The organism is Sphingopyxis sp. PET50 (assembly GCF_025244705.1).
Classification (GTDB): domain Bacteria; phylum Pseudomonadota; class Alphaproteobacteria; order Sphingomonadales; family Sphingomonadaceae; genus Sphingopyxis.
The window spans coordinates 574743-587968 of sequence record NZ_CP104207.1 but is presented as its reverse complement, the minus strand read 5'-3'; the positions used below and the strand labels follow the sequence as shown (position 1 = coordinate 587968).

13 protein-coding genes and 2 pseudogenes are annotated in these 13226 nt (G+C 67.4%); 7 read left to right on the top strand and 8 right to left on the bottom strand.

Translation table 11 applies throughout. The features are described 5' to 3' along the window. Positions 1–4: 4 nt before the first annotated feature. Positions 5–220 carry a hypothetical protein gene (locus N0A20_RS03045; RefSeq protein ID WP_260582548.1) on the bottom strand — a complete coding sequence of 72 codons (216 nt, stop codon included), beginning with the start codon at positions 218–220 and terminating at the stop codon, positions 5–7. A gap of 169 nt (positions 221–389) precedes the next feature. Here N0A20_RS03045 and N0A20_RS03040 point away from each other — a divergent pair. After that, positions 390–1731, top strand: a pseudogene (locus N0A20_RS03040) (PQQ-dependent sugar dehydrogenase). A 108-nt stretch (positions 1732–1839) separates the two neighbouring features. On the opposite strand, the gene dnaN reads toward N0A20_RS03040, so the two are convergent. After that, positions 1840–2955: a DNA polymerase III subunit beta gene (gene dnaN / locus N0A20_RS03035; RefSeq protein ID WP_260582547.1), complete on the bottom strand. Its 1116-nt coding sequence runs from the start codon at positions 2953–2955 to the stop codon at positions 1840–1842. Between the two features lie 172 nt (positions 2956–3127). Between dnaN and N0A20_RS03030 the strand changes: the two genes are divergently transcribed. Beyond that, the gene (locus N0A20_RS03030; RefSeq protein WP_260582545.1) at positions 3128–3625 is read left to right on the top strand and encodes a hypothetical protein; all 498 of its coding nucleotides are present in this window, start codon (positions 3128–3130) and stop codon (positions 3623–3625) included. Positions 3626–4009: 384 nt separating this feature from the next. Here N0A20_RS03030 and N0A20_RS03025 read toward each other — a convergent pair whose 3' ends face one another. Continuing rightward, positions 4010–4957, bottom strand: coding sequence for a LysR family transcriptional regulator (locus N0A20_RS03025; protein WP_260582544.1), 948 nt, complete (start codon positions 4955–4957; stop codon positions 4010–4012). An 88-nt stretch (positions 4958–5045) separates the two neighbouring features. Between N0A20_RS03025 and N0A20_RS03020 the strand changes: the two genes are divergently transcribed. Next, positions 5046–5405 carry a UrcA family protein gene (locus tag N0A20_RS03020; RefSeq protein ID WP_260582542.1) on the top strand — a complete coding sequence of 120 codons (360 nt, stop codon included), beginning with the start codon at positions 5046–5048 and terminating at the stop codon, positions 5403–5405. 148 nt (positions 5406–5553) lie between these two features. On the opposite strand, the gene N0A20_RS03015 is transcribed toward N0A20_RS03020, so the two are convergent. Then, positions 5554–5958: a winged helix-turn-helix transcriptional regulator gene (locus tag N0A20_RS03015; RefSeq protein ID WP_260582541.1), complete on the bottom strand. Its 405-nt coding sequence runs from the start codon at positions 5956–5958 to the stop codon at positions 5554–5556. Positions 5959–6072: 114 nt separating this feature from the next. On the opposite strand from N0A20_RS03015, the gene N0A20_RS03010 reads away from it, so the two are divergent. The 3 genes from N0A20_RS03010 (at position 6073) to rlmN (ending at position 8879) form a co-directional block, all read left to right on the top strand. Further along, positions 6073–6816 (top strand): SDR family oxidoreductase, encoded by a 744-nt coding sequence (locus N0A20_RS03010; RefSeq protein WP_260582539.1) that lies wholly within the window; start codon positions 6073–6075, stop codon positions 6814–6816. Positions 6817–7109: 293 nt separating this feature from the next. Then, positions 7110–7514, top strand: coding sequence for a hypothetical protein (locus N0A20_RS03005; RefSeq protein WP_260582538.1), 405 nt, complete (start codon positions 7110–7112; stop codon positions 7512–7514). A gap of 114 nt (positions 7515–7628) precedes the next feature. Next, positions 7629–8879 (top strand): 23S rRNA (adenine(2503)-C(2))-methyltransferase RlmN, encoded by a 1251-nt coding sequence (gene rlmN, locus N0A20_RS03000; RefSeq protein WP_260582537.1) that lies wholly within the window; start codon positions 7629–7631, stop codon positions 8877–8879. A 3-nt stretch (positions 8880–8882) separates the two neighbouring features. On the opposite strand, the gene N0A20_RS02995 is transcribed toward rlmN, so the two are convergent. The 3 genes and pseudogenes from N0A20_RS02995 to N0A20_RS02990 all read right to left on the bottom strand — a co-directional run bounded on the left by N0A20_RS02995 (position 8883) and on the right by N0A20_RS02990 (position 11124). Then, complete coding sequence (locus N0A20_RS02995; RefSeq protein ID WP_260582536.1) at positions 8883–10208, bottom strand: tetratricopeptide repeat protein; 1326 nt, start codon at positions 10206–10208, stop codon at positions 8883–8885. A gap of 142 nt (positions 10209–10350) precedes the next feature. Continuing rightward, positions 10351–10734, bottom strand: a pseudogene (locus N0A20_RS20480) (caspase family protein); the annotation flags it as partial. A gap of 6 nt (positions 10735–10740) precedes the next feature. Further along, positions 10741–11124, bottom strand: coding sequence for a hypothetical protein (locus N0A20_RS02990; RefSeq protein WP_260582535.1), 384 nt, complete (start codon positions 11122–11124; stop codon positions 10741–10743). A 211-nt stretch (positions 11125–11335) separates the two neighbouring features. Between N0A20_RS02990 and N0A20_RS02985 the strand changes: the two genes are divergently transcribed. Next, on the top strand, positions 11336–11794 hold the full coding sequence (locus N0A20_RS02985) for an outer membrane protein (RefSeq protein WP_260582534.1): 459 nt from the start codon (positions 11336–11338) through the stop codon (positions 11792–11794). 372 nt (positions 11795–12166) lie between these two features. Here the strand turns inward: N0A20_RS02985 and trxB are convergent, their stop codons facing one another. Next, positions 12167–13132 carry a thioredoxin-disulfide reductase gene (gene trxB / locus N0A20_RS02980; RefSeq protein ID WP_260582533.1) on the bottom strand — a complete coding sequence of 322 codons (966 nt, stop codon included), beginning with the start codon at positions 13130–13132 and terminating at the stop codon, positions 12167–12169. Between the last annotated feature and the right edge of the window lie 94 nt (positions 13133–13226).

The following is a 13226-nucleotide window of genomic DNA, read 5'->3' as shown; positions in this document are numbered from 1 at the left end:
AACCTCAATGCACCGTGCCGAGCACGTCGTCGATCGACAGATAGGTGATCAGCCGTTCGATCTGGCGCCAGCGGGCGAAGTGGATATGGTTGCCGAGTACGCGATATTGCTCGGCGCGCGCCGCCGCGGCATAGCCCGCCTCGTCGCCGTGGCGAGCGATCAGCGCATGCGCTTCGTCGACCGCGACGCGGTCGGAGAGAAAAGGTGCTGGCAGGTGCATGCGATCCCCGATCATGGCGGAGGACGGTTTACGCGCCCCGTCTCACCGCGCCGTTCCCAATAGTGCTGAACGGGTGGGTAAGGTTAATCGACGGCCCGTTCGGGTTAACCATGCCGTATCCGCGTTTCGCCTCTTTGCCGCCGCCGATGGCGCGTGTAGACAGGACGCCATGCGCAAGATCCTGAAATATGCCCTCCTCGCCCTGCTGCTGATCCTGATCGCCGGCGGTGTCACGCTCTACATCATGTCGCGGCCCGATGTGGCGCGCTTCTCGACCGCCGAGACGAGCGGCCGGGTGCCGGTGATGGCGCCGCAGGACGCGCAGACGATCCCGACGATGAACGTGCCCGAGGCGACGAAGTGGCCCGCGGGCGAGGCGCCCCGCGCCGCCGCCGGGCTCCGCGTCGCGCGCTTCGCCGAGGGGCTGGCGCATCCGCGCACCATCTTCGTGCTGCCCAACGGCGACGTGCTGGTCGCCGAGAGCGAAAGCCCGCCGCGCGACACATCGGGGATCGAGGGCGCGGTGATGGGACGGATGATGAGCAAGGCGGGCGCCGAGCGGCAAGTCGGCGAACCGCATCAGCCTGCTCCGCGACGCCGACGGCGACGGCAAGGCGGAGGTCAGGACCGCCTATATCACCGGTCTCAACTCGCCCTATGGCATGGCGCTGGTCGGCAAGACGCTGTACGTCGCCAACACCGACGCGCTGCTCGCCTTTCCCTATGTCGAGGGCGAGACCACAATGAGCGGCAAGCCCGTCAAGATCGCCGACCTGCCCGCCAAGGGGACCAACCGCCACTGGACCAAGAGCCTCGTCGCGGCGCCCAACGGCTGGCTCTACATCGGGGTCGGCGCCGACAGCAATATCGGCGAAAAGGGCCAGGCCAACGAGACGCGCCGCGCCAGCATCCTCGAGGTGCGGCCCGAGAACAAATATATGCGCACCTTTGCCGCGGGCATCCGCAACCCCGTCGGCCTCGCCTTCTATCCCGGCAGCGACCAACTCTGGGCCGTCGCCAACGAGCGCGACATGCTGGGCAGCGACACGGTGCCGGACTATCTGACCGACATCGACGAAGGCGATTTCTACGGCTGGCCCTGGTATTATTGGGGCGGCTTCGTCGATCCCCGCGTGCCCCCGGAGGCTGAGGACCGCCGCCAATATGTCAAGCGCCCCGACTATGGGCTGGGCGCCCACACCGCGCCGCTCGGCATGACCTTCACCCAGGGCCTCGACCTCGGCGATCGCTTCGCGAACGGCGCGCTGATCGCCCGCCACGGGTCGTGGAACCGCGAGCCCGTTGCGGGCTATGACGTGGTGTTCGTCAAGTTCGGCGCGGGCGGCAAACCCGCCGAGGCGCTGCCGATCACGCTGCTCGACCAGTTCCTCGCCAAGGACGGCAAGACCACCCGCGGCCGCCCGGCCGACGTCAAGGTCGCGAAGGACGGCAGCGCATTGGTCGCCGACGACACCGGCGGGGTGATCTGGCGGGTGACGAAGGCGGGGTGATTTCCGAAACGGCGTCGCCCCCGCGAAGGCGGAGGCCGCTGCCGGCCTGTTCCTGCGCCGCCGCGTAAACCGATGGCGGCCCCCGCCTTCGCGGGGGCGACGCGCCGATCACACCCGCATCGGCATCAGCACGTAGAGCGCCGGGCTCTTCTCGCTTTCGCGGATCAGCGTCGGGGCGTTGGCGTCGGCCAGATGCAGCTCGACATTGTCGCCGTCGACCTGCCCCAATATGTCGCTGAGGTAGCGGGCGTTGAAGCCGATCTCCATCGCCTCGCTGTCATAGGCCGCAGCGAGTTCTTCCGCCGCCGTGCCGTTCTCCGGGCTCGTGACGCTGAGCGTGATGCGGTCCTTGTCGAGGCCGACCTTGACCGCGCGGGTCTTTTCGCTGGCGATCGTCGAGACGCGGTCGACGCCCTGGAACAGGCTCTTCGGATCGACCTTCAGCAGCTTGTCGTTCGCGGTCGGGATGACGCGGCTGTAATCGGGGAAGGTGCCGTCGATCAGCTTCGAGGTCAGCACGGCGTTGCCGAGTTGGAAGCGGATCTTGGTCGCCGACAGGCTGATCTCGACATTGCCCTCGGCCTCGTCGAGCAATTTGCGGATCTCGCCGACGCATTTGCGCGGCACGATGACGTCGGGCATCCCCGTCGCGCCGTCGGGGCGGGTGACGGTGTAGCGCGCGAGGCGGTGGCCGTCGGTCGCCGCGGCCTTGAGCACCGGGCCGCTCGCATCCTCGGCGACGTGCAGGAAGATGCCGTTGAGATAGTAGCGCGTTTCCTCGGTCGAGATGGCGAAGCGCGTCTTGTCGATGATCTGGATCAGTTCGGCGACCGGCAGTTCGAAACTGGTCGGCAGCTCGCCCTCGGCGATCACCGGGAAATCGTCGCGCGGCAGCGTCGGCAGGTTGAAGTTCGAACGGCCCGCCTTGACCTGCATCTTCCCTTCCGCGGCAGCGAGGCTGACCTCGGCGCCCTCGGGCAGCTTGCGCGCGATTTCGAACAAAGTGTGCGCCGACACGGTGGTGGTGCCCGGCGTTTCGACCTTCGCCGCGATCGTTTCGACGACCTGCAGGTCGAGGTCGGTCGCCATCAGCTTGAGCTGGCCGGAGGCGTCGGCTTCGATGAGCACGTTCGACAGGATCGGGATGGTGTTGCGCCGTTCGACCACCGACTGGACATGGCCGAGGCTCTTCAGAAGTACCGCGCGTTCGATCGTCGCTTTCATTTTTATTCCGCCATCCTGTATGCTCGTGCGGGAGAAGTCCCCTGGGCGCGGATATCGCGAACACATGGGCGCCCCGATTCCCTGCCCCGAAAATGTCCACCTTCCTTAACGTGCGCGCGGCGGCGCGCAAGCCATGCTTGCAATGGCGGAGCTTTCGCGCAAACGAGGCGCGATGCGCCGCGCCCCCTCCTTGCTGCTCCTGTTCGCGGCGCTGCCCGCCGTGGCGGCCGCGGCGCCGCGCACGGCGCTGGGCGTGTTCGACGGCTGGGGCGCGTTCCGCGACCCCGCGACGCCGCGCTGCTACGCGATCGCCGCCCCCGCCGCGACGATCGGCACGCCGCAGGTCAAAGCCTATGCCAGCGTCGGTTACTGGCCGAAATCGCGCATCCGCGGCCAATTCTATGTCCGCCTGTCGAAGGCGCGGCGCGCGGGCGGCGAATTGCGGCTGACGATCGGCAGCCGCCGCTTCATCCTGACCGGCAACGGCGCGCACGGCTGGGCGAGCGACGCGCGCATGGACGCCGCGATCATCGCCGCGATGCGGTCGGCGCCGAGCATGAGCGTCGAGAGCGTCAGCGCGACCGGCGGGTCGATAGCGGATACTTATCGCCTGCGCGGCGCAGCGACGGCGATCGACGCGGCGGCGCTGGGGTGCGCAAGCCTGGGGTGAAACCGCACCGGAAATTGGCGCAATTCTGCCGAACTTCATTCGTGATCGACATTGGTGACCCGCGCCCCCCGGCGAAAGCCGGGGCCCCGCGGCAACAAGTTGGCGCGGGTCCCCGCCCTCGCCGGGAAACGGATTGGCCGATGCGAGAAAAAGTCCCGGAAAACGGCCGAACTTCACTCTGAAATCGAATGCCGAGCGCGCTCGCGGAGCCGCTTGAAGCGACAAAGTATACCGTCATATGCGGCGAAACTGTCTCCTTTGTCGCTTTAAGCGGCGACGCGGCCACGCCATGGCGCTCGGTCATCGAGCTGCATGCGGGAGGTGCTTGCGGGTCCATCCACCAGCTTGAAACACGGCAATGTATTTTAGGACAGCGTTTTTTGGCTATCCGCGCGCCGGCTTCGTCAGTTCCTTCGCCAGAAAGTCGAGCACGATCCGCACCCGCGGCACGTGGCGCAGCCGTTCGTGGGTCAGCAGCCATAGCCCCGTCGTATCCTCGCTCCTGGGCGGGATGCAGCGGATGAGGTCGGGTTCGCGGTCGGCGAGGAAGGCGGGCAGGATGGTGAGGCCCATGCCCGCGCGCGCGCCGGCGAGCAGGCCGGCGCCGCTATCATATCGGATCGCGACCGAATCCTCGAGCCGGTGCTGGCGCAGCCACGCCTGATAGGGTTCCCAAACGCCGCCCCCGCCGCCGATGAAGGGGTGCCCCGCCAGTTCCTCGCGCGTGCGCGGAATGCCGTGGCGGTCGGCATAGTCGCGGCTGCAATAGACGGTCCACGGATTGTCGGCGATGCGCCGCCCGACGAGCCCGGCGCCAGTCGGCTGCTTGCTGCTGCGGATCGCGATGTCGGCGGCGCCCGCGGCGAGATCGCGCGTCTCGTCCGACGTGTCGAGATGGATGTGGATGCCCGGATGCGCCGCGCGCAGGTCGCGCAGGATCGGCGGCAGCACGGTGACCGCGAAGATTTCCATCACCGTCAGGCTGACCGTACCGCCCGTATCGCGCGAGCGGGCGCCCGCCGCGGCCTCGAAACGATCGGCGGCATCCCTGACGGCAAGCGCGCTCGCCAGCATCGCCTCGCCCACCGGGGTCAGCGCATAGCCCGCCTGCCGCCGCTCGAACAGGTTGAGCCCGGTCGCCCCCTCCAGCGCGGCGACGCGGCGCGCGACGGTGGTCTGGCTGACGCGCAGCGCCTGCGCCGCGGCCAGCGTGCTGCCGGTTTCCGCGACCGCGAGAAAGGATTTGAGGTCGTTCCAGTCGAACATGATGCCGTTGTGCGCCATAGCCGCGCGGCGGACATTCTGCAATTTTGCAGAATAGCCCGCCAACATCGTTGCTCCCGCCGCGATGAACGGAGGATTATGTGGTTCTCCACCGGCTTCCTCCCCTCCCCTTCAGCTAAGCCGATGGAGACACGAGATGACAAAGCTTCTGATCCTCGCCGCCCTGGCCGCCGCCCCGCTCGGCCAACCCGCCCTGGCCGCCGCCCCGCTCGGCCAACCCGCCCTTGCCCAGCCCGCGCCCGCCGAGCGGACCGCGGTCGTCCAGCACCGCGACCTCGACCTGCGCACCGACCGCGGCACGAAGACGCTCGACCGCCGCATCTGGCGCGCCGTCGTCGAGGTGTGCGGCACGGCGTCCGATTTCGACATCGCCGGCAGGAACCATGTGCACGCGTGCCGCCGCGACACCAGGGCTCTCGCCTCGGTGCAGGCCGATGCCGTGATCGCCAGCGCGGTGCGCGGCGAACCGATCCGGGTGACGTCGATCGCGAAGTGACCACTGAAGCCTGAGGCACTCCAGGCTATCTGCGTTTCCCCGCGAAGGCGGGGATCCATCTCCCGCCAGCGCCATGGGGCACCGACCGGAGATGGGCCCCTGCCGGCGCAGGGGCGCGCAGCCTTTTATTCCGCTCGTTCAACCGCCATCAGACGCGCGCGTCGAACGCCGACCGCGCGCCTTCGACCTTTTCCAGATTGGCTTCGGCCCATTGCCACACGCCGCAAAAGGCCTCGCCCAGTCCCTGCCCCAATCCGGTCAGGCGATATTCGACCTTGGGCGGGATGACGGGGTGAACCTTGCGGTCGACGAGGCCGTCGCGTTCCATCGCGCGCAGCGTCTGGGTCAGCATCTTCTGGCTGATGCCCGGCACCAGCCGCGCGAGTTCGGTGAAACGAAGGACCTTGTGATCCTCCAGCTCCTCCAGAACGAGCAAGGTCCATTTGTCGGCGACTCGGCCGATCAGGTCGGTGACCAGTGCCTCGACGCGCGGATCGGGCGGCGCGGCGGGGGCGAGCGGCGCGGCGAGGGCAGTTTTTTCGGATGCGGGCATGGCGGAAAATCCAAAACTCTCTTTTCAGTAACTATAGCACTTTCGGGTGCCTTCTTTCATTTGGAGAGTATAGGGATATTTCGGGCTTCTCACCACCGCCAAAGGAGAAGACCGATGAAGACCACAGGCAACAGCATCCTCGTTTCGGGCGGCGGCTCGGGTATCGGGCTGGCGCTGGCGCAGCGCTGGCACGACGCGGGCAACGTCGTGATCGTGACCGGCCGCAACGCGGCGAAGCTGGAGAGCGCGACCCAGGGACGCCCCGACATGCATGCGATGACGCTCGACGTCACCGACCCCGCCGCGATCGAGGCGTTCGCGGCCGAGGTGACCGCGCGATTCCCGGCGCTCAACATCCTCGTCAACAATGCCGGCATCATGGGGTATGAGGACGCGACCGCGGCGCGCGACCTGACACTTGCCGAGGACACGGTCGTCACCAATATCCTCGGGCCGATCCGCCTGACCGACGCGCTGGTCGATCATCTGGCGGCGCGGGCCGATGCGGCGATCGTCAATGTGACGTCGGGGCTGGCCTTCGTGCCCTTGCCCAAGGCGCCGACCTATTCGGCAACCAAGGCGGCGATGCACAGCTATACCGTCGCGCTGCGCGCCCAGCTGGAGGGCCGGGTCGAGGTGATCGAGCTGGCGCCGCCCGCGGTGCGCACCGACCTGACCCCCGGCCAGTCGACGCGCGAGGGCTATATGCCGCTGGACGATTTCGCCGACGAGGTGATGGCGCTATTCGCCGCCGAGCCGACCCCGGAGGAAATATTGGTGCAGAATGTGCTGCCGCTGCGCCGTGCCGAGGCGAACGGGAGCTTCGCGCAGGCGCTGGCGATGCTGAAGTCGCTCTGATGATTTTCCCCTCCCGTTGGCGGGAGGGGGTCAAGGGGGTGGGCGCGAGCGTAGCGAGCACCGGCCGCTACGATGCCCACCCCGCTGCGACTAGCGGACAAGTCCGCAAGTCTCGCCGCCCCTCCCGCCTGCGGGAGGGGATATTGCGTATTCCTCCCCCGATGTGACACTTAGTTACATATATCCGCTTGCTCCCTCCCCTTCATTGGCGCATGATCGCTTTCGAACGACACGGAAAGACGCCCTGAAGGCGCGCCGTTCGGTCGAGGCGGCAACGGAGAGGAGATGCCGGAATGACTGTACCCAGCCGCTGTGACGCGGAAGCCCGCGAGCGGCACCGGACGCTGGATTTCATCGGCCTGCGTGCGCATGCGACGACCGTCGGGCTGATCCAGCTGTGCGAGGAACTGCTCAACGCGGGCATATTGACCCCCGAGGGGCTCGAGCGGATCAAGGGCGCGATCCGCTCCGAACTCACCGTGTGCAACGCGCGCATATCGAACCAGCCGACCTTCGACGACACGCTGAAGCGCCGGCTCGACGCGATCTTTCCGAAATGCGCTCGGCGTCGGCCCCGAGGAAGCGGTCGGCTGTGCCGAACCCTTTGCCGAGGCGCTGGGGGACGCGCGGGCGCATTGACCTTTTCTCCCCCTCCCGCAGGCGGGAGGGGTTGGGGGTGGGCAGCAACGCCGCAATAGCCCACCCCGCTGCGACTAACGAACAAGTTCGCAAGTCTCGCTGCCCCTCCCGCCTGCGGGAGGGGAGAGCATAGATTGCGCAAATCCCGCTTCCCTACTATATGGCCGCGCATCATGCAGATCCCCGGCCATATCGACCCCGTCACGACGGGCACCGTCCCCTTGCGCGGGGGCAACCGCATCGACCTCGTCGGGCTGACCCGCGACGCGATCGGCGGGGTGCTGGTCGAAGCCGGGCTCGACGCCAAGGCGGCGAAGCTGCGCGCGAAGCAGATCTGGCACTGGATCTATCACCGCGGGGTTACCGATTTCGAGGCGATGACCGACATCGCCAAGGCGATGCGCCCGTGGCTGACCGACCGCTTCATCATCGGCCGCCCGACGGTGCGCGAGGCGCAGGTGTCGAGCGACGGCACGCGCAAATGGCTGCTCGCCGCCGCCGACGGGCAGGAATATGAGATGGTGTTCATCCCCGACGCCGACCGGGGAACGCTGTGCGTGTCGAGCCAGGTCGGCTGCACGCTCAATTGCCGTTTCTGTCACACGGGGACGATGCGCCTCGTGCGCAATCTGGGCGCGGGCGAGATCGTCGGGCAGGTGCTGCTCGCGCGCGATGCGCTCGGCGAATGGCCCAAGGGGACAATGGCAGGTTTCGGCGCCGACCCCGAGGATGAGGATGCCGACGAGGACGCGGCGGGCCATTACACCGCCGACGGCCGGATGCTCACCAACATCGTGATGATGGGCATGGGCGAGCCGCTGTATAATTTCGAAGAGGTCAAGGGCGCGCTGAAGATCGTGATGGACGGCGACGGGCTGGCGCTGTCGAAGCGCCGCATCACCCTGTCGACGAGCGGCGTGGTGCCGATGATGGCGCGCGCGGGCGAGGAGATCGGGGTGAACCTCGCGGTCTCGTTGCACGCCGTATCGAAGGAAATCCGCGACGAAATCGTGCCGCTCAACCGCAAGTACGGCATCGAGCAATTGCTGCAGGCGTGCGCCGACTATCCCGGCGCGAACAATGCGCGGCGCATCACCTTCGAATATGTGATGCTCAAGGACAAGAACGACAGCAACGACGACGCGCGCGAACTGGTGCGGCTGATCAAGCAGTACAACCTCCCCGCGAAGGTGAACCTCATCCCCTTCAACCCCTGGCCCGGCGCGCCCTATGAATGTTCGTCGCCCGAGCGGGTGCGCGCGTTCAGCAACCTGATCTTCAAGGCGGGCATATCGGCGCCGGTTCGCACCCCGCGCGGGCGCGACATCATGGCGGCGTGCGGGCAGCTCAAGAGCGCCGCGACCAAGCCGACCCGCGCCGAACTCGACCGCATCGCCGAGGAAAAGCAGGCCGCGCTCGGCTGAGCGCTACATGGCGCCCGGCGACAGGCGGTCGCGGCTGGTGCAGGCGGTGGCGATGCCGAGCGTACACGCCTTCGAATAGGCGGCAAGCGCCGCGCCCGTGTCCGGCGCAATGCGGTTTTCATGGAGCCAGCCGAGCTTTTCGCACCCGATGCCGTCGCCCCCGTTGCACGCGGCGTTGAGATAGGTCTGCGCACGGTCCCAGTTCGGCGTGACGCTGCCGGTGGTGTCGGTCAGCCGCGTGCCGGCATTGGCGCAGCCGACGACCGAGCCATAGAAACAGGCCTTTTCATAGAGGATCGTCGCGACGACATAGTCGGGGGCGGCACCGCCGTCGCCCTTTTCGATCATCACGCCAAGGTCGTTGCACGCGTCGGCGGTCGCCCGGTTGTTGCCGGTGTTGCACTGGCTGGCGAGGGCCGAATTGGCGGCGCTGGTCGCCTGGTAAGCGGAATAGCCGCTGGCACCGGTGCCGAGCGCCGAAGCGTCGGAGGGGGCCACCGCGTCCGCGCCGGCGGCGTCGGTTCCCGTCACGGTGTCGGTCGCCATTATGTCCTCGGTCGGCGGGTCGGTGGTCGTGTCCGGGCCGCCGTCGCCGGGATTGAGCAGCACGACGATCATCGCCAGCAGCAGCACGACGAAAAGGCCGATGAAGACCTTCGCCACGGTGTCGAGCCCGGGCTTGGGGGGCGCCGGGCCGCCGGTGCCGGTGGCACCGGTCGCATCCGTCTCGTCGCTCACGCGGTCACCGGCCGGCGGCCGCATCAACAACGCGGCGCGCATCGCCGCATTCGCGTCGGCATCGGCGGCCGACAACCGGTCGCCGGATGGCGTCTCGCGAGCCGGCATTTCGGCCGCGGCGGCCACAGGAATGGGCGCCGGCCGCTCCTCCGCTTCGGCTTCGGCCGTCTCTCCCATCTGCGCCAGTTCGCTCGCCGCACGGCGCTTGACCCTGTCGTCGGGATCGGAGGCCAGCGCGCGCAGCGCGGCAAGCGCCGATGCCTTGTCGTCGCCGCCGCGCAGGATGATCTCGCCGAGCGCGATGCACGCCGAAGCCCGCGATTCCCAGTTCCTGCTGCCGACGCGGCGGAGCAGGGCGGCGGGCAGCGGCGCGGCGCGGCGCACCGGGTTGCGCGCGATCACCATGTCGCCGTCGATCGCGTTGAGCCGCTTCGGTTCCTGCCCCGGCCCTTCGCGGCGCAGCGCCGCGCGGACATAGTCGAACAAATCGTCGAGCGTGATCGCGCCGGTGCCGTTGACATCGGCGCCGCCGGTCTCGATGCCCTCGATCAGGTGGCGGGTGAAGCGCGACTGCATGCGCCCGCTCGGCATCGGCCTCGCTCGCGAGCTGGGTGCTCGACGCCGCGGTGATGATCGCGGTGCCGCGCCCGCTATTCTCGCCGAAATCCTCGGCGCTGATCGCCGCCGCCCCCGATTTGAACACATGGCCCTTGGCAAAGGCGCCGCTGTAGCAGGTGTCGATCAGCAGCACCTTTTGTTTCGCCCGGCTGCGCGCCGCCTGGCGCGACACGAAATGCGCGCCGACCGCGGTCGCCGACAGAAGGTCGCGGTCGGTATCCTGCGCCAGGAAATAGAGGTCGCCGTCGGCATCCTTGTCGCCGTGCCCGGAAATGAACAGCAGCAACGTATCGTCGGCATCGGCGGACTGGAAATAGCGCTCGATCGCGACGCGCTGCTGCACCAGCCCCGCATCGGACAGCATCGTCACCTCATAGGGGCCGACGTCGGCGCGGGTCAGCAGCAGACGCAGCCTTTCGGCGTCGGGGACCGGCGATTTGAGCGGGGTGATCCGGCTGTCGGCATAGGTGCCGGTGGCAAGGATCAGCGCCTTTTTCATCGCGCCCTATTTGGCCTGCTGGAGGAAGGGATTCAGCTTCTTGAACACGTCGTCGGGCGCGGCGCCGGTGACGTTGACCTCGAAATATTCGCCGTCGGCATTCTTGCCCTTCAGCGTCAGCGTCGTCTCGCCTTCCTGGCGTTTCAGCCAATGCTGGATCGCCGGAACCGCCCAGGACGAGGCAAGCGCGCCGAGGCTGATCGCGACTTCGGCGGTCATCGCCCATTCGCCGGCTTTCGACCCCGGCGGCGCCTGGGTGCGGGCAAGCGCCGCAACCCCGGCCTCATGGTCGTTCAGCGCGGCGGCCAGCGAGCGCGCCAGCGTCTCGCGCGCCTCGTCGTCGAGGCCGCGGCTGTCGACATGGATAAGAAGCGATTGCCCGTCTGCCATGACTACCCCCAAGTCCGGTACAATTAACCGCCGCGCCCGGCATTCTGTCAAGTTCTTGCAGCGGCCGATGCACTGTGTTGCAAAAACAACACAGGTAAGAAAATTGTCACATTCTGAACGATCCGTTCATTGAAGCGACAGGCGAAAAGGCCATCTAGGCCCCGGGTCGCGCTCCAAAAGAATGTGTCCCGTCAAGCAAAAGGAAAAGAAAATGAAGAAGTTCGCAGTTGCAGCCGCTCTCCTGTCGGCCATTGTCGCCACCCCGTCGCTCGCTGCCGAAGGCGGCGAAGGCCGCGTCGAAGTGCGCGGCGGCCTGATCACCGGCAACGGGATCGACGAAGGCACCCTCGGCCTCGCAGTCGGCTATGATTTCGACCTTGGCGACACCGCCTTCGTCGGCGCCGAAGTCGCCGGCGACAAGGTGCTCGTCGACGGCGCCGACGTCCAGTTCTCGGCCGGCGGCCGCATCGGCGCCAAGCTCGGCGCGAACGGCAAGCTGTTCGCGACCGGCGGCTACACCTTCAGCGACATCGACGATCCGTACGTCGGTGCCGGTTACCAGCACAAGTTCGGCTCGAACGTCTATGGCAAGGTCGAATATCGCCACCAGTTCATCGGCAACTTCGGCGATTTCGACAGCTTCGTCGCGGGCGTCGGTTTCGCTTTCTGATCCTTCGGACAGATAGAACCAGGAAGAGGCGGCCCGCACGGGCCGCCTCTTTTTTTGGCGGTTTGTCCTTTGCAAGCTCAAGTGGCCTGTCGGGATCGGGGTGGGGAGGGACGGTCGGATACACGCCACGCCCTCCCCTTCAGGGGAGGGCAGCGAGACTTACGAACTTGTTCGTTAGTCGCAGCGGGTGGGGGCCATCGGCCTCGCGCAAGGCCGATGGCCCCCACCCCAACCCCTCCCCTGAAGGGGAGGGGCTTTATGACCGCTACCGCCCGAAACCAGCCATTCCCGTCCCGCGTTTGCAAAGGACATCATCGCCTGTTTTGCGCTGGCGCACGATTCGGGGAACGAGCCTCGCTCCCGCGAAGCCCTTCAGGCCTCCACCAGCGCCTTATATTCCGCCTCGGCCAGGAAGCGTTCGGCGTCGAGCGCCGCCATGCAGCCCATGCCGGCCGCGGTCACCGCCTGGCGATAGACCTTGTCGGTCACGTCGCCCGCCGCGAAGACGCCGGGGATGCTGGTCAGCGACGTACCCGGCGCGACCAGCAGATAGCCGTCCTCGTCGAGCGGCAGCTTGCCCCTGAACAGCTCGGTCGAGGGGCTGTGGCCGATCGCGACGAAGCCGCCATCGGTCGGCTCATGGCTCGCCTCGCCGGTGACGGTGTCGATCAGGTCGACGCCGACGAGCCCCGCCACGCCCTCGCCCGCGACGAAGCGGTCGACGCGCTTGTTCCAGAGCACCTTGATCTTCGGGTTGGCGAACAGCCGGTCCTGCAGGATCTTTTCGGCGCGCAGATGATCGCGCCGGTGGATGAGCGTCACATCGTCGCTGTGGTTGGTGAGGTACAGCGCCTCCTCGACCGCGGTATTGCCGCCGCCGATGACGACGACCTTCTTGCCGCGATAGAAGAAGCCGTCGCACGTCGCGCACGCCGAGACGCCCTTGCCGCCGAGTTCCTGCTCGCCGGGGGCCCCCAGCCATTTCGCCTGCGCGCCGGTCGCGATCACCAGCGTGTCGGCGAGATAGATGTCGCCGCCGTCGCCGGTCAGCCTGAACGGCCGCCGCGACAGGTCGACATCGACGATCGTGTCCCAGATCATGCTCGTGCCGACATGCGTCGCCTGCGCGGTCATCTGTTCCATCAGCCAGGGGCCCTGGATCACCTCGGCGAAACCCGGGTAATTTTCGACGTCGGTGGTGATGGTGAGCTGGCCGCCGGGCTGGAGCCCTTGCACGACGATCGGCTTCATGCCCGCGCGCGCGGCGTAGATGGCGGCGGACAGGCCCGCGGGGCCGGAGCCGAGGATGAGCATCTTGGTTTCGTGGGTGGCGGGCATGGTGATCCTGTTGCTTAATGAATGGCGAGCCTGTTCGCGATCCCCTTATCCGTTCGCATCGAGCGAAGTCGAGATGCCCCGGAGGTCGGTGCCG